The 18,960-nt window shown below is 73.0% G+C and carries 16 protein-coding genes; 6 read left to right on the top strand and 10 right to left on the bottom strand.

All coding sequences use genetic code 11. The features are described 5' to 3' along the window. Window positions 1–178 precede the first annotated feature (178 nt). Both O7604_RS29045 and dgt read left to right on the top strand, forming a co-directional pair. Complete coding sequence (locus O7604_RS29045) at window positions 179–1,639, top strand: D-glucuronyl C5-epimerase family protein (RefSeq protein WP_269700695.1); 1,461 nt, start codon at window positions 179–181, stop codon at window positions 1,637–1,639. Window positions 1,640–1,688: 49 nt separating this feature from the next. Next, window positions 1,689–3,200: a dGTP triphosphohydrolase gene (gene dgt / locus O7604_RS29040; protein ID WP_269700694.1), complete on the top strand. Its 1,512-nt coding sequence runs from the start codon at window positions 1,689–1,691 to the stop codon at window positions 3,198–3,200. Window positions 3,201–3,207: 7 nt separating this feature from the next. Here dgt and O7604_RS29035 read toward each other — a convergent pair whose 3' ends face one another. The 7 genes from O7604_RS29035 to O7604_RS29005 all read right to left on the bottom strand — a co-directional run bounded on the left by O7604_RS29035 (window position 3,208) and on the right by O7604_RS29005 (window position 9,880). Continuing rightward, the gene (locus O7604_RS29035; protein ID WP_281578415.1) at window positions 3,208–3,852 is read right to left on the bottom strand and encodes an acetyltransferase; all 645 of its coding nucleotides are present in this window, start codon (window positions 3,850–3,852) and stop codon (window positions 3,208–3,210) included. Further along, window positions 3,849–4,526, bottom strand: a complete 678-nt coding sequence (locus O7604_RS29030) for a sugar transferase (protein ID WP_281578414.1) — start codon at window positions 4,524–4,526, stop codon at window positions 3,849–3,851. The genes O7604_RS29035 and O7604_RS29030 overlap by 4 nt, the downstream gene beginning before the upstream one ends. Before the next feature lie 109 nt (window positions 4,527–4,635). Further along, complete coding sequence (locus tag O7604_RS29025; RefSeq protein ID WP_269700691.1) at window positions 4,636–5,784, bottom strand: MBL fold metallo-hydrolase; 1,149 nt, start codon at window positions 5,782–5,784, stop codon at window positions 4,636–4,638. Window positions 5,785–5,852: 68 nt separating this feature from the next. Continuing rightward, window positions 5,853–6,797 (bottom strand): SDR family NAD(P)-dependent oxidoreductase, encoded by a 945-nt coding sequence (locus O7604_RS29020; RefSeq protein WP_281578413.1) that lies wholly within the window; start codon window positions 6,795–6,797, stop codon window positions 5,853–5,855. Continuing rightward, window positions 6,794–7,978: a zinc-dependent alcohol dehydrogenase gene (locus O7604_RS29015; protein WP_281578412.1), complete on the bottom strand. Its 1,185-nt coding sequence runs from the start codon at window positions 7,976–7,978 to the stop codon at window positions 6,794–6,796. The genes O7604_RS29020 and O7604_RS29015 overlap by 4 nt, the downstream gene beginning before the upstream one ends. A gap of 74 nt (window positions 7,979–8,052) precedes the next feature. After that, complete coding sequence (locus tag O7604_RS29010) at window positions 8,053–8,634, bottom strand: isoquinoline 1-oxidoreductase (protein ID WP_281578411.1); 582 nt, start codon at window positions 8,632–8,634, stop codon at window positions 8,053–8,055. A gap of 22 nt (window positions 8,635–8,656) precedes the next feature. Further along, window positions 8,657–9,880: an oxygenase MpaB family protein gene (locus O7604_RS29005; RefSeq protein ID WP_281578410.1), complete on the bottom strand. Its 1,224-nt coding sequence runs from the start codon at window positions 9,878–9,880 to the stop codon at window positions 8,657–8,659. A 137-nt stretch (window positions 9,881–10,017) separates the two neighbouring features. Between O7604_RS29005 and O7604_RS29000 the strand changes: the two genes are divergently transcribed. Next, on the top strand, window positions 10,018–10,785 hold the full coding sequence (locus tag O7604_RS29000) for a 3-oxoacyl-ACP reductase family protein (protein WP_269700686.1): 768 nt from the start codon (window positions 10,018–10,020) through the stop codon (window positions 10,783–10,785). 204 nt (window positions 10,786–10,989) lie between these two features. Beyond that, window positions 10,990–12,852 (top strand): AMP-dependent synthetase/ligase, encoded by a 1,863-nt coding sequence (locus tag O7604_RS28995; RefSeq protein WP_281578409.1) that lies wholly within the window; start codon window positions 10,990–10,992, stop codon window positions 12,850–12,852. On the opposite strand, the gene O7604_RS28990 is transcribed toward O7604_RS28995, so the two are convergent. Further along, a complete protein-coding gene (locus O7604_RS28990) occupies window positions 12,760–13,746 on the bottom strand; it encodes an oxygenase MpaB family protein (protein WP_281578408.1) in 987 nt (328 codons plus the stop codon). The two genes, O7604_RS28995 and O7604_RS28990, sit on opposite strands and share 93 nt — an antisense overlap. Before the next feature lie 138 nt (window positions 13,747–13,884). On the opposite strand from O7604_RS28990, the gene O7604_RS28985 reads away from it, so the two are divergent. Then, window positions 13,885–15,102: an oxygenase MpaB family protein gene (locus O7604_RS28985; protein ID WP_269700683.1), complete on the top strand. Its 1,218-nt coding sequence runs from the start codon at window positions 13,885–13,887 to the stop codon at window positions 15,100–15,102. A gap of 12 nt (window positions 15,103–15,114) precedes the next feature. Here the strand turns inward: O7604_RS28985 and O7604_RS28980 are convergent, their stop codons facing one another. Both O7604_RS28980 and O7604_RS28975 read right to left on the bottom strand, forming a co-directional pair. Next, window positions 15,115–16,308, bottom strand: a complete 1,194-nt coding sequence (locus O7604_RS28980) for a TetR/AcrR family transcriptional regulator (protein ID WP_281578407.1) — start codon at window positions 16,306–16,308, stop codon at window positions 15,115–15,117. 63 nt (window positions 16,309–16,371) lie between these two features. Next, a complete protein-coding gene (locus O7604_RS28975) occupies window positions 16,372–17,574 on the bottom strand; it encodes a TetR/AcrR family transcriptional regulator (RefSeq protein ID WP_281578406.1) in 1,203 nt (400 codons plus the stop codon). A 163-nt stretch (window positions 17,575–17,737) separates the two neighbouring features. Here O7604_RS28975 and O7604_RS28970 point away from each other — a divergent pair, with 163 nt between their 5' ends. Next, window positions 17,738–18,952, top strand: coding sequence for an acetyl-CoA C-acetyltransferase (locus O7604_RS28970; protein ID WP_281578405.1), 1,215 nt, complete (start codon window positions 17,738–17,740; stop codon window positions 18,950–18,952). The last annotated feature ends 8 nt before the right edge of the window (window positions 18,953–18,960 follow it).

Here is an 18,960-nt window from a genome sequence, read left to right as displayed (position 1 = left end):
GTGCATTCTGCCGTCCCGGCCCGCGACCGGCGTGCGCGCCCGCCCGCCTCGCCGGAGGGTCGGTAACAGTCACGAATACTCATGTTATGTGCGTCTATTCCACGCATGATGAAAGGAGGCTGGCAAAAGCGACATGCGGTTGCTGGGATGGGAGGACACTCCCGACCTTGGAGGTCCCATGAGGATCCGGCTGGCCTGGCGCGCGTGGGTGGCGGCGGTGCTCGCCGTCGGCCTGACGGGGACGCCGGTGACCGGCGCGGCGGCCGCCACCGCACTCTCCGGGCGGAGCGCGACGCTCACCGCGTACGCCCGGGACGGCTACCTGCCGCGCCTGCTGCCCGGCTCGGTCTCACCGACCTCGCGACAGATGACAGTCCCGCGGACCGACCCGCTGGCGCACGACGCCTCCGGGGTACGGCTCTTCACTTGGCAGGGTGCGCTGTACGACCACCCGGTGGTCCAGGCCGACTGGGGACTGGACAACCTCAACGCCTACCAGGTCACGGGCGACCGGTTCTTCCTCGACCGGGCGATCGCGCAGGCGCGGCGGAACCTGGACCGCAAGGTGGAGTCCCGCGGCGCGTGGTGGTACTCGTACCCCTTCGACCTGCCCCGGTGCACCGGGCTGGTGCTCCAGGCGCCCTGGTACAGCGCGATGGCACAGGGGGAACTGCTCAGCCTGTTCGTCCGGCTGTACGAGGTGACCGGCGACGCCACCTGGCGTACGGCGGCGGACCGTACGTTCCTCAGCCTCACCCTCGGACCACAGCTCGGGGTGCCCTGGGTGAGTTGGACCGACACGGACGGCTACCTGTGGCTGGAGGAGTATCCGGACAGCCCGGGTGTGCGCGGGGAACGGGTCCTCAACGGCATGATCTACGCGTTCTACGGCGTGTACGACTACTGGCGGATCACCCGGGACAGCCGGGCGGTGAGCCTGATGGACGGGACGGCCACGACGGTGCGGCGCTACGTGCCGGCCACGCTGCGCGTCCCGCAGTGGGCCAGCCGCTATTCGGTCGGCTGCGCCCGGTCCTACCCGAGCTACCACCAGGTGCACACCCAGCAGATGCTCGCGCTGCACCAGCTCACCCACGCCGGCGTGTTCGCCGCGTACGCCGACGTGCTGCGCGCCGACTACCCGTACCCGCCTGTCGACGGCATCGTGTGGTTCGGTCCCGGCTCCCACGTCGCCTACCAGTTCGACGCCGCCGGCCGGGTCGTCGCGCAGAAGTCGATCAACCTGATCCGGTTCTCCACCGCCACCGCCGACCAGCGCGTCCGGGTGACCGGCCGGGGCGTGCACTACCGCATGGCGAACGGGGTGTTCGCCGGCATGTTCGTGGCGGAGGACGCGCAGAACCGGTGGCTCGCCGGGAAGTTCGTCGAGCACACGTACGCGCCCACCCGGCTGCTGACCGTCGAGCCCGGCACCTACACCGGCTACGCGTACGACAGCAGGTGGCAGGTCGTCGGGTCCAAGACCGTCACCTTCCCGCGCGCCTCGGGCGCGTTCCTCAGCGCCAGCGCCTGGGTGAACGGGCGCCTGAGCTACCAGGTCACCGCCGGCACCTACCTCGGCTACTGGCTGCCGGCGGCACCCGGTCTGGTGCTGGGGGACGCGCCCCCGCTGGCCTAGGCACAGGTCGCGGCCCGCCGTCCGGTACGGCTGCGCTAGCGTGGCGATCATGGAGGTACCTGCGGATCCGCGGGCCCGGCGGCTCTTCGGAGGCAGCGCCCGGGCGCTCGGCGACCTGGCCGCCGGCCCGTTCCGGGCCGACCGGGACCGGATCGTCGGGTCGCCGTTCTTCGCCCGGCTGGGCGGCGTGACCCAGGTGATCAGCCCGGGCGGATCGGGGCTGCTCGTACACAACCGGCTGACCCACAGCCTGAAGGTGGCCCAGGTGGCCCGCGCGATCGCCGAGCGGCTGACCGCCGATCCGGCGCACCGGGCCCTGCTGGACAAGCTCGGCGGCTGCGACCCGGAGGTGGTGGAGGCCGCCGCGCTCGCGCACGACCTCGGGCACCCGCCGTTCGGGCACCTGGGGGAGCGGGTGCTCGACCGGCTGGCCCGGCAGCGGCTCGGGCTGGCCGACGGATTCGAGGGCAACGCCCAGTCGTACCGGATCGTCACCAGCACCGAGATCCGTGGCGCGGCGACCACCGGACTGGATCTGACCGCCGCGGTCCGGGCCGCGATGCTGAAGTACCCGTGGACCCGGCTGGACCATCCCGACCCGCACCCGCGCCACCTCGAACCGGCGCCCCGGGGCGCGGCGGCCCCGCCGGAGGACCCGGAGAGCGGCTCGGTGAAGTTCGGCGCGTACCGCACCGAGCTGGACGACCTGCGCCAGGCGCGGGAGCCGTTCGCCGGGCGGATCCCGGACTGGCAGCAGACCCCCGAGGCGTCGGTGATGGACACCGCCGACGACATCGCGTACGCGATCCACGACGTGGAGGACTTCTACCGCGTCGGGGTGCTGCAGCAGGGCACCGTGGCGGCCGAGCTGATGGCCTGGCAGCGCGAGTGCGGGCACCTGCGGTCGATCACCGCTTCGGCGCTGGAGGCGGCGGGCCGGCGGCCGGGCGCGGCGATCGAGCGGCTGCGCCGGCAACTGCACCGCAAGGACGGCTGGATCGCCGACGACGAGGCGTTCGCCGACGCGGTCGAGCATGTGCGCGAGGAACTGGTGGAAGGGCTGCTGGCGCTGCCGTTCGACGGCTCGATCGAGGCGGAGCAGTACGTCGCCCGGTTCTCCGCCCGCTGGTCCACCCGCTTCGTGGACGCCATCACCGTGACACCGGACCCGGACGTCCGCTCCGGCTACGTGCTGCTGGCGAAGGCGCAGTGGCACGAGGTGCAGGTGCTCAAGTTCGTGCACCACCGGTTCGTGCTGGCCCGCCCGGACCTGGCCCTGCACCAGCGCGGCCAGGCCCGGCTGCTGGGCACGCTGGTGGAGGCGCTCTGGGAGTGGCTGCTGGACCCGGACGAGGAGTCCCGGCTGCCGCGCCGGCTGCACGACCTGGTGGAGCTGGCCGAGGCGGAGCTGCACCCGCGTACCCCGGACCGGATCGGCCGGGCCCGGGGCCGGGCCATCATCGACTTCGTCGCGCAGCTCACCGACGGTCAGGCGGTGGCGATGCTGGACGCGTTGTCGGGCCGCTCGGGCGCGCTGTGGACGGACGCCTTCGTGCTCTGAGGACGGCTCAGCGCGCCGGCACGCCCTTGACCACTGTCTGCGGCGGCACGTCGCGCACCACGCACGCGCCGGCGCCGACCGTAGCGCCGGTGCCGACGCGCAGGCCCTGGAGCACCACGGCGCCCGCGCCGATCAGCGCGGCGGTGCCCAGGTGGCAGTCGCCCGACACGGCCGCGAGCGGATGCAGGGAGACGTAGTCGCCGACCACGCAGTCGTGCGCGAGCGTGGCGTTCTGGTTGACGTGCAGGTGCCGTCCGGCGGTGACGTTCGTGGTGATCCGGCCACCGGCGAACACCACGAGGCCCTCGGCCGACACCAGGTCCGGGCCGACGGTGGCGTCCGGGTGGACGAGGCTCGCCGCCGGCCTGCGGTACGTGTCGATCCGGGCGGCCACCTTCTGCCGGACCCGTGGGTCGCCCACCCCGATGACGACGTGGGTCTCCGGCGGTAGCTGACCGATCGCCGCCAGGGTCCCGAGGAACGGGGCGCCGCACGCCTCGGCGCGTTTACGGTTCGACTCGGACGGGTCGTCGTCGACGAAGCCGGCCAGCCGCCAGGGTGGCCGGGCCGCGGACTCGTTCACCGCCGCCACGATCTGGGCGATCTCCCGGCCGTGGCCGCCGCACCCGACGACGACGAGGTCGAGGCTCACCGGGATCCGCTTCCCGCGGTCGCCGCCACGGCCTGCTCCGAGGCGGTGCCGCGGAACTCGTGTGCGGTGGCGGCGCCGGGCGCGCTGATGCCCTGCCGGCGGAGCACGGCGACCGCGGTCCGCGCCAGGATGCGGGCGTCCAGCCGCAGGCTCCAGTGCTCCACGTAGTGCAGGTCGTAGGCGAAACGCTCCGCCCAGCCCAGCGCGTTGCGGCCGTTCACCTGCGCGAGCCCGGTGAGGCCGGGCCGGACGTCGTGCCGGCGGAACTCCCGCGGTGTGTAGAGGTCGCGGTAGCTGGTGGGGAACGGGCGCGGGCCGACGAGGCTCATGTCACCGCGCAGGATGTTCCAGAGGCTGGGCAGCTCGTCCAGGCTCGTGGCCCGCAGCCACCGCCCCAGGGGCGTCAGCCGCGCCTGGTCGTCGCCGGGGGAGAAGCCGTCGCCCCCGCCCGCCATCGACCGGAACTTCAGGATGGTGAACTCCCGGCCGTGCCGGCCGATCCGCCGCTGCCGGAAGATGATCGGACGGCCCATCCCGAGCAGCACCGCGACCGCGACCACGGCGAGGACCGGCGCCGCCACCAGCAGGGCCGTGGCCGACACGACGACGTCGACACCCCGCTTGACGGCCGCGGCGCCGCTCGCCGGCGGGGTGGGTGTACGGAGATCTTCCACGCCTGGGGAGAGGCGAACCTGCATGCTGTCCTCCGGCCGCTGACTCGTCAGCGAACAGAGTACGCAAATATGCGCAGAAGAATGCCTTGTCCGGTTTTTTCGGCGCGTCTCAGGCGACCGCCTGCCACCACCCGTCCACCGCCGGCGGCTCGTCCACCACCACCCGCTCACCGGGACGCGGCACTGCCAGCCGGACGTCGCGCGCCTTCGCCTCGGCCCAGAGCCGGTCCACCGGCTCGGACCAGTCGTGCAGGGCCAGGTTGAACGTGCCCCAGTGCACCGGCACCAGCAGCCCGCCGCGCACGTCGAGGTGGGCGGCGACCGCCTCCTCCGGGAACATGTGGATGTGCGGCCAGGCCCTGTCGTACGCGCCGATCTGCATGAGCGTCAGGTCGAACGGGCCGTGCTCGGCGCCGATCGCGGCGTACCCATCGAAGTAGCCGGAGTCGCCGGTGTAGAAGACCTTCCGGTGCGCGCCGGTGATCGTCCAGGAGCTCCAGAGCGTGCCGTCGCGGCGCAGGCCGCGCCCGGAGAAGTGCTGCGCGGCGGTGGCGGTGAGCGTCAGGCCGCCGACCCGGTGGCTCTCCGACCAGTCCAGCTCGACGATGCGGTGCTCGGGTACGCCCCAGCGGGCCAGGTGGGCGCCGACGCCCAGCGGCACCACGAACGGCGCGGACTGGAGATCGGCCAGCCGGCGGACGGTCTCCATGTCCAGGTGGTCGTAGTGGTCGTGCGAGATCAGCACGGCGTCCAGCGGGGGCAGGTCGGTCAGGCGGACCGGCGGCTCGTGGATGCGCCGCGGGCCGACCAGCCCGGACGGGGAGCACCTGTCGCTCCACACCGGGTCGAGCAGCACCCGGTGTCCCTCGATCTCGACGAGCGTGGAGGCGTGGCCGTACCAGATGACGTTCAGTTCGCGGGCCGGGTCGGCGGCGGCGGGCGCGGCACCCGGACGCAGCAGCGGCACCGGGCTGCCCGGTCGCCGCTTCTGCTTGCCGAAGATCAGCTCACGGAGCAGGTTGCGGCCCGGGTCGGCGACCATGGTGGCGCTGGCGCCGGCCGGATTGTGGAACGTGCCGTCGCGAAAGCGCGGTGACCGGGCCGCCCGTTCCGCCCGGGTGCCGGTGAGCCGGCCGCCGAGTTGCGCCGGTACGTCCCGCGCCGCCCAGGCCAGCCCGGCGACGGCGGCCAGCCCGGCGAGCTTCCACACCCGCCCGCCGCGCGTCCGGCCGGGTTCCCGCCCCGTTGCTTCCCGCATGCTCGTCCCCTCCGCCGTGTCCCGCCGTACACGGTAACCACAGTCGTCCCGGCCCGCCCACGCCACGGTCAGGGCAGCCGGCGCCGCACCGCGGACGCCACAGTGGCCGCGCGTCCGCCCACGGCCCGGACCACCTGGGACACGTCGGGCAGCCATCCGCCCCGGACCGCCTCGCCGGCCGGGTTGGGCGTGAACACGATGCCCTGGTGCGCGGCGACCGGCGTCCGGGTCAGCCCGGCCAGGCGCATCAGCGGCCCGACCAGCACGTCGTACACGCCGGGCAGGGCGGTGAAGCCGAAGCGCATGATCACGTTGAGCCGTCCCACCGAGACCTCGCGGCGCGGCCGGTCGAGGCAGTGCGCGATGGCCCGCGCCACCCGTTCGGGCGACGCGATCGGGGGCGGCGGCCGGCCGACGCGGCCCAGGTAGTTGGCCGCCTGCCGGTACACGGGTGTGTCGACGCTGCCCGGGTTGACCAGGCAGATCGCGATGCCGGGCGTCTCCCGCGCCTCCTGCTGCAGGGTGCGGGCCAACCCCTGCAGGCCCCACTTGGCGGCCACGTAGCCGCTCATGTAGGGGGCGGTGATGTGCCCGAGCACCGAGCCGGTGAGCACGAGTGTGCCGCCGCCGTTGTCCCGGAACCGGCGCAGCGCCTCCCGGGCCACCGCGGCGGCGGCCAGCAGGTCGGTGCGGACCACCTGCTCGAACACCTCGGCCGGGGTCTCGTCGAAGCGGCCGTAGGACATCACCGCGGCGGTGTGCACCCAGGCGTCGACGCGGCCGAACTCGGCTCGCGCCGCGTCGGCGAGCGCGGCCACCGCGCCGGGCTCTGTCACGTCCATCGGTACGGCGATCGCCCGCGCGCCCGCCGCCCGGCACTCGTCGCGTACCTCGTCGAGGGTGGCGGGGGAGCGGGCCGCGAGGACCAGCCGGTCCCCGCGGCCCGCCAGCTCCCTGGCGGTCGCCCGGCCGATCCCGCTGGTCGCGCCGGTGACGACCACCGTCCGGGTCACGGCGCGAGCACGACCTTGACGCAGCCGTCCTCCTTCTTCTGGAACATCTCGTACGCCCCCGGCGCGTCGGTCAGCGGCAGCCGGTGGGTGCGCAGGTCCTCCACGCCCAGCGGGTCGTCGTCGCGCTCCAGCAGCGGGATGATCTCGTCGACCCAGCGCCGCACGTGGCACTGCCCCATGCGCAGCTGGATGCCCCTGTCGAACATCTCCATCAGCGGCATCGGGTCCTGCTCGCCGCCGTACACGCCGGAGATCGACACGGTGCCTCCGCGCCGGACCGCCTTGAGCGCGGCGTGCAGCACCACGAGCCGGTCCACACCGGCCTTGTCGGTCATGGCCTGGGCCAGCTTGTCGGGCAGCAGCCCGGCGGCGGTCTGGGCCATCTTGCCCAGCGGCGCGCCGTGCGCCTCCATGCCGACCGCGTCGATCACCGCGTCCGGGCCGCGCCCGTCGACCAGGTCGATGAGCGCGCCGGGCACGTCGTCGAGCTGGCTGACGTCGAGCACCTCGATGCCGTGGCGGCGGGCCATCTCCAGCCGCTCCGGCACCAGGTCCAGGCCGATCACCCGGCCGGCGCCCAGGTGGCGGCCGATCCGGGCGCTGAACTGGCCGACCGGGCCGAGCCCGAACACGGCGAGCGTGCCGCCGGGCGGGGTGTCCGCGTACTTCACCGCCTGCCAGGCGGTCGGCAGGATGTCGGACAGGTAGAGCCAGCGCTCGTCCGGGCCGCTGTCCGGGATGGTGATCGGGCCGAACTGCGCCTGCGGTACGCGCAGGTACTCGGCCTGGCCCCCGGGGATCGAGCCGTACAGCGAGGTGTAGCCGAACAGGGACGCGCCCTTGCCCTGGCTGGTCACCTGCGTGGTCTCGCACTGCGCGTAGAGCTGCCGCTCGCACATCCAGCACGAGCCGCAGGAGATGTTGAACGGGACGACCACCCGGTCGCCCTTCTTGAGCCGGGTCACGCCGGATCCGACCTCCTCGACGATGCCCATCGGCTCGTGCCCGAGGATGTCGCCGGGCTTCAGGTACGGCCCGAGCACCTCGTACAGGTGCAGGTCGGAACCGCAGATGGCGGTCGAGGTGATCCGGATGATCGCGTCGGTCGGCTCCTTGATCCGGGGGTCCGGGACGTCCTCGACGCGGACGTCCCGCTTGCCGTGCCAGGTCAGTGCCTTCATGCCTGTATGTCCCCTCTCCGGTGCCGTCCATCGGACTGCTACCCGGCACAGGCCCGTTGAATCGGCGGCGCCGGTCATCGTGGCTCGAGGTCGACCGGCACGGCGATCGTGCTGGTGCTGGCGGCGGAGCCGGCGAGGGCGCCGATGTCGACGCGGCGGCCCGCGCCGTCGGTGACGGCGCCGGCCGCGAGCCGCAGGTCGGCGACGGGCGTGCCGAGCGCCGCCGACGCGGCCTCCAGCAGCCGTCGCCGGGCCACCGCCACGGCGACCCGGAGCGGGGTACGGGTGCCGGCGGCCGGATGGGGTGCGCGACGGGTCCGGCCCGCTGCCGGCCGTGGCGGTGGCACGCGGACGCGCCGGCGCGGTACCGACAGCCCGTCGGCGATCAGTTCAGCGGCCGAGGTGTGGCAGTCGTACCCGCAGCGGCCCGGCGGCGGCGTGAACGACACGGTCCCGTCCGGGCCGACCTCGACGGAGATCAGGGCCGCCCCGGGCAGGGCCGTGGCCGTCATGATCTCGCCGAGGCCGAGCAGTCCGGCCACGTCCGGCGACGGCGTGCGGGCGGTGGCCGGATATCCCACAGTGAGTTCGGCGGCGGCCACGAGGACCGGCGCGGCGAGCACGTACCCCAGGAACGGGGGGAGGGGCGCGGTCATGGTGCTCACCGCGACCCGGTGGTCAGAACTCGCGGTTGCCGAGCGGGATCTCGATGTTTATCGACTGCCCCTCGGACAGGAACAGCAGGGCGAGCTTGCGGAGGAACTCGTCGAACAGCCAGTAGCACTCCGGTGCGAGCGGGAACGGCAGCAGCGCCTCCCGGACCGCGACGAACGGGCCCCAGCTCGTCCGCAGCAGCGTGTCCCAGAGCAGGTCGCGCGGGATCTCCAGCCAGTTGGCGATCTGGTTGCCGAGCATGAACCGGGTGAACGAGCCGAGGATGGGCTTGCTGAGCAGCCCGGCGTCGATCTCCTTGCCGAGGCCGAGCAGGATGTCGGCGAGCGCGTTGCCCTCGCGGGTGGGCGCGAGGATCGGGTCGAGGACCTCGCCGGCCTGGGAGTTCGCCTCGCTCCACGTGGCCGGGATGTACTCGTCCCGGATGCCGAGCATGTGCGCGGCCACCTGCCACAGGTGCAGGAACGCTGCCGACTCGGCGGCCGGGATCGGCACCCGCCAGTCGGTCAGCTTCCGCATCACAGTGGTCGGCAGGCTGTGCCAGGTGACCATCAGGTCCCGCTGGCTGATCGGGATGTCCTCGGGCGCGACGTCGGCCCACTCGGGCGACTGCGGCAGGAGGTGACGCACACCGGCGTGCGCGAGCCGGGTCTTCACGGCGGTCACGATCATCGAGCCGTCGGGCTGGTAGGCGTTGGCGGTGCCGATGTCGTACCCGAGCTTGGCGGTCTTGGAGATGCGGTCCTTCATGTCCGCGCCGCCCTTGGAGTAGTAGACGGCGCGCGCCTCCTTCGGGATGACGGTGCTCATCATGCCGCTGGCCAGGCCGTAGAGCACGCCGAGGTAAAGGCCGCGCTTCTCGTTGAAGCGCACGGCGGTGGCGAGCTTGCCCTGGTCCACCCAGGACGGCAGCACGCGTGCGCGTTCGATGAACGCGCGTACGTCCGCCGGGAGGCCGGACGGCAGCGGCTGGCCGTTCTTCGTCCACGTCCGCAGCAGCTGGTTGACCAGTGGTGCGTCGCCCCGGTCCAGGAGGGAGGCGACGAGCGGGTCGGCCTCCTCGTCCCACACCCAGCGCGGGTCCACGCCCGCCCCGGCGCCGGCCACTGATCCCGTGGGGGACCAGGTCCACGCCGATCGGGCCTGCGCGGGGGCGGCGACGCTCAGCGCGCCGAGCGCTCCCAGTGCCCCGCCGGCCTTCAACATCTTGCGCCTGCTTACCGGTTCCACGTTCACTCCTCGGGGTCGAGGCCGCTGATACGGTGAAACAAATATTGCGCCCGTGTATCACATGAGAGCACGTGGTAACGGTGTCCACAAGGCCCATGACGACATCTGTCGATGGTTTGCGAGGAGGGGAGTCCACGGTGGCGCAGGTCGAGGGGATGCTGTCGGGCAAGGTGGCGTGGGTGACCGGCGCGAGTCAGGGCGTCGGCGCGGCGATCGCCGAAGGGCTGGCGCGGGCCGGCGCGTCGGTGATCCTCCAGTCCCGTCGGCCGGACGCGCTCGACGAGGTGCGGGACCGGATCGCGGCCGGCGGCGGCACGGCGGCCGTGGTCGCCGGGGACGTCGCCGACGAGTCCGCCGCCGACGCCGTCGTCGGCCTCGCGCGGCAGCGCTGGGGCCGGCTGGACGTCCTCGTCAACAACGCCGGCATCAGCCCGGCGCTGCACCGCAGCGAGCGGCTGAGTCTCGGTGACTGGCAGCAGGTGATCGACACCAACCTGTCCGGCGTGTTCGTCTGCGCCCGCGCGGCCGGCGCGCTCATGGTCGAGCAGGGTGCGGGCAGCATCGTCAACATGTCCTCCGTGCACGGTCAGGTGGGGTTCCCACGACTGGCCGCGTACAGCGCCAGCAAGGGCGGCGTCGAGCAGCTCACCCGCACGCTGGCGCTGGAGTGGGCGGCGGCCGGCGTACGCGTCAACGCGGTCGCGCCCGGCTACCTGGAGACCCCGATGACGGAGGGGCTGCGCGGCCACGAGCAGTGGTCGAAGCGGTTGCGCGACCGCATCCCGATGGGCCGCTTCGGCCGTCCCGAGGAGGTGGTCGGCGCGGTGCTGTTCCTGGCCTCGGACGCCGCGAGCTACGTCACGGGCAGCGTGTTGCACGTGGACGGTGGCTGGACCGCGCAGTGACCGGCGATCCGTTTGGTTAGTCCAGGTTCGTCGCCGGATCATCGCTGCGGCTCGGTTCAGGCGCGATCTACCGGCACTTCTTCCCAGAAAGTTAACCCTCGTTTACAGTGCTGCCATCGGCTGCGGAACCCGCGCGGGCACCACGGCGAGGGGTGCGGCCAGCTCTGCCACCACCAGGCCCGGTTGCGTGTGAAGGAGTAGCCCATGGACCCCGCCGACGTCCTCGCCGAGGACTGCGCCAAGAAAGCCGCCGACCTGACCGTCCCGGCGCTGCTGCACCGCAACGCCACCGAGTACGCCGACCGGCCCGCCCTGACCACGCTCGGCCGGGACGACACCCGCACCTGGTCGCAGCTGCGCGACGAGGTCGCCGAGCTGTCCGCCGGCCTGGCCGAGATCGGCCTGGAGACCGGGCGACACATGCTGATCATGATGTCCGGCCGGACCGAGCACTGGCTGGTCGACCTCGCCGCGGTCCACCTGGGCGCGGTGCCGTCCACGATCTACCCGACGCTCAGCGCCGAGCAGATGCGCTACCTGGCCCGGCACAGTGCCGCCCAGGTGCTCGTGCTGGAAGGGCCGGCCGAGCTGGAGCGCTGGCGGCCGATCCTGGCCGAGCTGCCGGACCTGCTCCGGGTGGTGCTGGTGGACGAGCCCGCCGAAGCGGCCACCGACACCGTGCCGCTGTCGCGCGTGCGTACCCTCGGCCGGGCCGCCCACGCGGCGGACCCGGACGCCTTCGAGCGGCGCTGGCGCACGATCCGGCCCGGGCAGCCGGTGACGCTGCTCTACACGTCCGGGACGACCGGCAACCCGAAGGGCGTCGTGCTCAGCCACCACAACGTGATCTACCAGGCGGTGGCGCTGGACGCGATGGTGTCCGTCCCCGACCACGCGCCGACCGTGGCCTACCTGCCGCTCGCGCACATCGCCGAACGGTTCCTCGGCATCTACAACCCGATCTACCGCGCCGGGCACGTGACCATCTGCCCCGACGCCACGCAGCTCGTCGCGGCGCTGCGCACCGTCGGTCCCGCCTCGTTCTTCGGGGTGCCGCGGGTCTGGGAGAAGATGGCCGCCGGCGTCCAGGCCCACCTGGCGACCGCCGAGCCCGCGGTCCGCGCCGCCGTCGCCGCCGCGAGCGCTGTGACACTGGAGGCGTACGAGTTGCGCGCCGCCGGAAAGCCGGTGCCGGACGAGCTGGCCGCCCGGGTGGCGCAGGCCCGGGACACCGTGTTGCGACCGTTGCAGGCGACCCTCGGGCTGCAGAACATGACCTGGCCCGGCAGCGGCGCCGCCCCGATCCCGGTGGACGTGCTGCGGTTCCTCGCCGGACTCGGCATCGACGTGCTGGAGGTGTGGGGTCTGACCGAGACCACCGGCACCGCCACCCTCAACACCCCCTACTGCTTCCGCACCGGGACGGTCGGTCGCCCGAACGTGGGCATGGAGGTACGCCTCGCCGACGACGGCGAGATCCTCGTCCGGGGTCCGCTGGTCTGCTCCGGCTACCTGCGCGAGGACGGCGGCGTCGAGCCGGTGGTCGACGCGGACGGCTGGCTGGCGACCGGCGACGTCGGGACGCTCGACGAGGACGGGTTCCTCACCATCACCGACCGCAAGAAGGAACTCATCATCACGTCCAGCGGGAAGAACATCTCGCCGGCGCAGATCGAGAACCTGCTGCGGGCCCACCCGCTCATCGGTCAGGCAGTCGCGATCGGCGACCGGCGGCCGTACGTCACGGCGCTGATCGTGCTGGACGAGGAGGTGGCACCCCAGTGGGCGCGTACGCACGGCATCAGCGACCCGCAGCTGCCCGCCCTGGCCTCGGATCCGGTGCTGCGGGCCGAGATCCAGGCCGCTGTGGACGCGGCGAACGCACGGCTGGCCCGGCCCGAGCAGGTCAAGACGTTCCAGGTGCTGCCGTCGGCGTGGACGCCGGAGTCGGGCGAGCTGACCCCGACGCTGAAGCTACGGCGCCGGGTCATCGTCGACCGGTACGGCGACCGGATCGACGCCCTCTACCGGCCGGGTGACGCGGCGGCGGAGCCCGTTACCCAGTAGCGCCGGGTCGATGCCGGGCGGGGGTGGCGGCGCGCCGAGATCGGCGGGCCGGTACCCCCGCGGGTAGCCGGGATAGGTGCGGTTGCGCGGCGCGCGGGTCAACCGGCTCACGGTCCGCGCGGGCAGCAGCCGCACCACTGCGGCCCGGGCGCGCAGCGCGCCGCCGACCAGCGCGGGCAGCGGTCGCGGCGCGGCCGGCAGCCCGAAGGCGGCGCGCATCTCGGGCGGCAGCAGCGCGCGCACGCCGAGGCGCGCGGCCGGGCGCAGCGGCGCCGGGTACCAGGACGCGAACAGCTCCAGCGTGTACGCCGCGACCCGCTCGTTGCTCGGCGTGCGGCGGAACGTGTCCCGCTCGTACGCGTCCTTGAAGTCCCGGAACGCGTCGAAGTCCGCCGGGACGTCCCGGATGCCCATGCGCGCGCCGACCGCGCGGTAGTAGTGGAACGCGGCCAGCCGCTCGTGCTCGTGCAGCGGGCGCCAGCCGTACCGTTCCAGCCAGTCGATCGGCTCGTAGACGAACGTGGACAGCACGTAGCGCATGTCGTCGTTCGAGATCGCGTACCGGCCGTGCGCCCGGTTGACCACCCGCAGCGCCTCCCGGCCGCGCGGCGAGTCGTACCCGTGCTTCAGCAGCTCGGCCATCAGCAGCGCGGTGTCGTCGTAGCGCTGCTGCGCCCGCAGCCGGAACTCGCCTGTCGCGTCGAGCAGCGCGGAGATGCTCGGCACGCAGAACGTGCGCAGCAGCGCCAGCTCCAGCGCCCGCTGGTAGTCGAAGGGGAACTCGTACCCGGCGGAGAGCCGGTAGATCTCGTGATGGTCGCGGACCGGATCGAGCGTCTCGATCCGGCGCAACCAGCGGTACCGCCCGCCCTCGGCCATCGCGACCACCCCCACCGTCCACCCTTGCCGATGCAGTCAAGCTCCTCTATGTTAATAGAAAATCACATCCCCGGATAACTCGAAACCTGCTTGTGCGCACCTCACGGGCCGGTGTTCAGGGCGATGTCCGGTCGAAACCGGGAAGTGGTGCTAATGGAGAATCTCAGTAGACGAAGCGTCCTGACGCTCGGTGCCGCGCTGGGACTGGTAGCGGTGGCGGACACTCCGAAGGCGTGGGCGTGGTCGTCGTCCGGCTCGATCGCCGGGACCGACACGGTCACCGACCCGTGGGACGTCTGGGACGACGACACCGACCCGCTCGTCGCCTCGCTGCTGGACGCCGGGCAGATCCCGGCGGTGAACACCGCGTTCGCGTCCTGGATCCGCAACGGCGACGCGCTGCCCGCCGGCCTGCCCCCGGCGCTCACCACCTACCTGCGGCGCGTCAACACGCTGCCGTCCTGGGCCGACCAGGCCAAGCTGGACCGGGCCGCCCAGTTCAACAAGCGCATGAGCATGTACCTGTTCCTGCTCTACGGCCTGGGCAGCGGGATCATGAGCACGGTGATCCCGCGCGAGGCCCGCAACGTCTACTGGTCCGAGGGCGGCGCGGACATGAAGGCGCGCGCCGCGAAGACCTTCACCTACGGCTACGACCTGAGCGCCCCCGACGCGTTCAAGGCCACCGGCAGCTTCGTGGTCACCTCGCACAAGACCCGGCTGACCCACGCGGCCGTACGGCACCTGCTGCCGCAGTCCGCGCCGTGGCGCGGCGTCACCGACCACCCGATCCCGATCAGCAACGGCGACATCCTCATCACCTTCCACAGCCTCGGCACGTACGTGCACCGCAAGCTGCTCGACTGGCGTCGCTGGGGACTGCGGATGTCGGCCGCGGAGGAGGAGGCCTACCTGCACATGTGGCAGGTCGCGCTGCACCTGCTCGGCGTGCGCGACGAGTTCATCCCGAACAGCTGGGCCGCCGCCGAGGAGCAGTCCCGGTACGCGCTGAACCCGCTCCTCGCGCCGACGCCCGAGGGCATCGACCTGGCCGACATCCTGCTGAACCTGACGTCCTCGGTGGACCTGGGCGTCACTCGCGGATTCCAGCGGGAGTTCGCGCGCTACGTGCTCACCGACCGGATCGGCGACTGGCTGCGGCTGCCCCGCGACTACATCTCCCGGGGCGTGATCGAGGCCGGCTGGCCCACGTACGTGATGTTCCGCGAAGGGCTCTCGCCGCTGATGCCGGAGACGTTCGGCCTGTTCGACAGGTTCATCCGCGGCCTGGCGATGCTGTTCCTCAACAACGGCTCGTCCGCGTCGCACACCCCGATCACGATCCCGGTCATGAACCGGCCGGGCACCTGATCAGGTGCCGCTTCACAGCGTCAGGGCACCGGTGACCAGCGCGGTGACCGCGTCCCGGTGGCCGGGCGAGTCCTGCCAGCGCAGGGCGCGCCCGGCCTCCACCGCCACGCCGAACCCGGCGTGCACCAGCAGCCGGGCCTGCCGCCGGTCCAGGTCCGGCCGGACCGCCCGCAACTGCTGCTCCCAGACCGCGATGTGCTCCCGCTGGGCGAGGACGAGCGGACGCCGGACGTCCTCCGGAAGCCCGGCCACCTCGGCCTCGGCGACGCTGTTGAGGGTGTTGTGCTCGAAGCAGTAGGCCACGTACGCCGCCGCCAGCGCGACCACCGCCTGACGCGGGTCGGCAGCCCGCTGGAGGCTGCGGTCCACCGCCTGGGCGAGCAGTTCCGCCGCCTGGAGGCAGGCGGCCACGAGGATGTCCACCTTGCCGGGGTAGTGGCGGTAGATCGCCGACGGGGCCAGCCCCACCGCCTGGGCGATCTGCGCGTTGGTGACCGTGGCGAACCCGTCCCGGGCGAACAGCGGCACGGCCGCGGCCAGGATCTCCGCGCGCCGGGTCCGGGGCACCGGCTGGGCGGGCAGCTCCACCAGCCCCGCCGTCCCGGCGGCGGTCGCCGGGTCGGTGGCCACCACCCGCATCGCGGAGCGCAGCACCAGATCCTCGATCCGGCGCTGGGCGATCGAGGTGCGGTGCATGGTCACCGAACCGATCACCCCGAGCGCAGCCACCGCCCGCAGGCGCTCGTCGGGCAGCGGGTACTCCCGCCGTACCATCTCGGTCACCCGGCCCACGACGTGGCCGAACTTCGCGCGGAGCAGGTGGCGGTCCGGGCGCCCGAGGTAGCGGGCCTCCCACCGGTAGATGCCGCCGGAGGCGCGGTGCGCGACGGTGACCCGGGTGAGGGCCAGCAGCACGTCGGCCAGCGCCGCGTCCGGCGGCCACGCGTCGACGGCCTCGACCAGGTTGTCCACCATGACGTTCGCGCACTCGGCGAACAACGCGTACTTGTTCGGGAAGTGCCGGTAGAGCGCGGGCGCGCTGATCCCGACCGCCGCGGCGATCTCCTCCATGGAGGCGCCGTGGTAGCCGCGCTCGCTGAACACCTGCCCGGCCGACTCGACGATGACCTGTCTGCGGTTGCGGGGCCGGGTGGCCGCGGCCGGCCCGGTGGTCACCGGGTCGTCCGGGAGGACGCGGACGGGCACGGAACCATGGGTGTCAGTCAACCACAGCGCCTCACGCCGCCCGCGCGCTCGCGGTGACGCCCGTCAGGCGTGCAGGACGGCGAGCGCGAGCCGGGCGGTCTGGGTGTCGTAGCCCTCGGTGCGGTCGAAGCGGCCGAGCCGCCCGACGTCGGTGACGACGTTCAGCGCGGCGTGCACGAGCACCCGGGCCTCGGCGGCCGGCAGGTCCGGCCGGACCGCCCGGACCAGCCCCACCCACTCCTCGACGTGCAGCCGCTGCGCGCCGCGCAACTGGTGGCGGTCCCGGTCCGGCAGGTTGTTGTTCTCCGCCAGGTACACCGCGATCAGATCGCTCTGGCCGAACGCGAAGTCGACGTACGCCCGCACGACCCGGTGCAGCGCGTCGGCCGGGTCGCTCGCCTCGGCGATCGCCGCGGTGGTGGCCCCGGTCAGCCGGTCGGTGGCCCGGTAGTAGGCGGCCGCGAGCAGGTCGGCCTTGCCCGGGAAGTAGCGGTACACGCTGGAGGCCTGCATGCCCGCGGCGCGGCCGATGTCCTCCACCGCGACGGCGTGGTAGCCGTGCCTGTGGAACAGGCGCATCGCCTCGATCAGCAGCAGCTCGCGGCGCGACGCCGGACGCACCGGCCCGGTGGCGGGCGCGCCGTCCGGCGCGGGACGCCGCCGGGGCGGCACCGCCGGCGCGTCGGTCCGCAGCAGCGTCCAGGCGACCCGGGTGAGCAGGTGCTCGGTGTCGGCGCCGGCGGCCCGGTACGTGGTCACGCTGCCGAACGCGCTCAGCGCCGCGTTCACCAGCAGGTCCGCCTGCTCGGCGGTCAGCTCGGGGCGCAGCTCGCGCAGCGGCCCGGCGACGCGGCCGACGAGAGTGGCCATCGACGCGGCGAACTCCTGCCGGTGCTCGGGCGTCAGGTAGCGGCCCTCCCACTGGTACAGCCCGGCCACCCGCCGCCTGCTCACCGCGACCTCGGCGAGCGCGCGCAGCAGTTCGTCGAGCAGCCCGTCGGCACTGCTCGCCGTCGGCTGTCCGGTGGCGGCGAGCAGGGCGCCGACGACCTCCCGGGTGGCGTGCACGAGGATCGCGTACTTGTTCGGGAAGTGCCGGTAGACGGCCGGCCCGCTGATGCCGACGGCGGCGGCGATCTCGTCCACCGAGACGCCGTGGTAGCCCCGCTCGCAGAACAGCTCGGCCCCGGCGAGCGCGATGCGGGCCTTGCGGTCCTTGGGCCGCTTGACCGGTGCCGGGGCGGTGTCGCCTGCTGCTCGTCGCACAGCTACACGTTAGCGCCCCCTCGCGCGGATCCCGTGGCGCCCCTCGGCGGATTCCTGCGCCGAGGTTGAAGCCGGGCAGCGCCTGACGCTTCTTGACAAGCAGCAGCAGGCTCAAGAAAAGTTAGGCGAAATTCGCATGCGGGTGAGCAATGAGGAGCTTGGCATGACGACCGATGCGTTCATCTACGACGCGTTGCGCACGCCGCGCGGGCGGGGCAAGCCGACCGGATCGCTGTACGGGGTGAAGCCGGTTTCGCTGATCACCGGCCTGATCGAGGAGACCCTGCGGCGGATGCCCGGCCTCGACCCGGCGCTGATCGACGACATCGTGCTCGGGGTGGTGTCCCCCCTCGGCGACCAGGGCGCCGACATCGCCCGGACCGCTGCCGTCGCGGCCGGCCTGCCCGACACGGTGGCCGGCGTGCAGCTCAACCGCTTCTGCGCCTCCGGCCTGGAGGCGGTGAACATCGCCGCGCAGAAGGTGCGCTCCGGCTGGGAGGACCTCGTCCTGGCCGGTGGCGTCGAGTCCATGTCCCGGGTGCCGATGGGCTCCGACGGCGGGGCGTGGGCGCTGGACCCGGAGGTCAACTTCACCACCGGGTTCGTGCCGCAGGGCATCAGCGCCGACCTCATCGCCACCATCGCCGGGTTCGACCGGGAGACGGTCGACGCGTTCGCGCTCCAGTCGCAGGCGCGGGCCGCGAAGGCCTGGGCCAACGGCTACTTCGCCCGTTCCGTGGTGCCGGTCCGCGACCGCAACGGGCTGACCGTGCTGGACCGGGACGAGCACATCCGGGCCGACTCGACGGCGGAGAGCCTCGCCGCGCTGCGCCCCTCGTTCGCCGAGATCGGCGAGAAGGCGGGCTTCGACGCGGTCGCCCTGCAGAAGTACCACTGGGTCGAGCGCATCGAGCACGTCCACACGGCGGGCAACTCCTCCGGCATCGTCGACGGCGCCGCGCTCGTCGCGATCGGCGGCGAGGCGGCCGGCGTCGCCGCCGGTCTCACCCCGCGCGCCCGCGTCGTGGCGACAGCGCTCAGCGGCGCCGACCCCACCATCATGCTCACCGGCCCGGCCCCGGCCGCCCGCAAGGCGCTGGCGAAGGCCGGCCTCGGCGTCGACGACCTCGACCTGGTCGAGATCAACGAGGCGTTCGCCGCGGTGGTCCTGCGGTTCGTCGCCGACCTCGGGATCGAGCCGGAGATCGTCAACGTCAACGGCGGGGCGATCGCGATGGGCCACCCGCTGGGCGCGACCGGCGCCATGATCCTCGGCACGCTCGTCGACGAGCTGGAACGACGCGGCGGCCGCTACGGCCTGGCCACGCTGTGCGCGGGCGGCGGCATGGGCATCGCGACCGTGATCGAACGAATCTGAGGAGCACG

It is taken from the genome of Micromonospora sp. WMMA1947, from assembly GCF_027497355.1.
Lineage (GTDB): Bacteria > Actinomycetota > Actinomycetes > Mycobacteriales > Micromonosporaceae > Micromonospora.
Note: the sequence above shows the minus strand (reverse complement) of the source record. Positions and strands in the feature narration are given on the sequence as shown.

Coding starts and splice junctions, on each gene's coding strand:
- O7604_RS28970 (WP_281578405.1), top strand. CDS start 17,738: ATGACGACCGATGCGTTCATCTACGACGCGTTGCGCACGCCGCGCGGG.
- O7604_RS29025 (WP_269700691.1), bottom strand. CDS start 5,784: ATGCGGGAAGCAACGGGGCGGGAACCCGGCCGGACGCGCGGCGGGCGG.
- O7604_RS28985 (WP_269700683.1), top strand. CDS start 13,885: ATGGAGAATCTCAGTAGACGAAGCGTCCTGACGCTCGGTGCCGCGCTG.
- dgt (WP_269700694.1), top strand. CDS start 1,689: ATGGAGGTACCTGCGGATCCGCGGGCCCGGCGGCTCTTCGGAGGCAGC.
- O7604_RS28995 (WP_281578409.1), top strand. CDS start 10,990: ATGGACCCCGCCGACGTCCTCGCCGAGGACTGCGCCAAGAAAGCCGCC.
- O7604_RS29045 (WP_269700695.1), top strand. CDS start 179: ATGAGGATCCGGCTGGCCTGGCGCGCGTGGGTGGCGGCGGTGCTCGCC.
- O7604_RS29010 (WP_281578411.1), bottom strand. CDS start 8,634: ATGACCGCGCCCCTCCCCCCGTTCCTGGGGTACGTGCTCGCCGCGCCG.
- O7604_RS29015 (WP_281578412.1), bottom strand. CDS start 7,978: ATGAAGGCACTGACCTGGCACGGCAAGCGGGACGTCCGCGTCGAGGAC.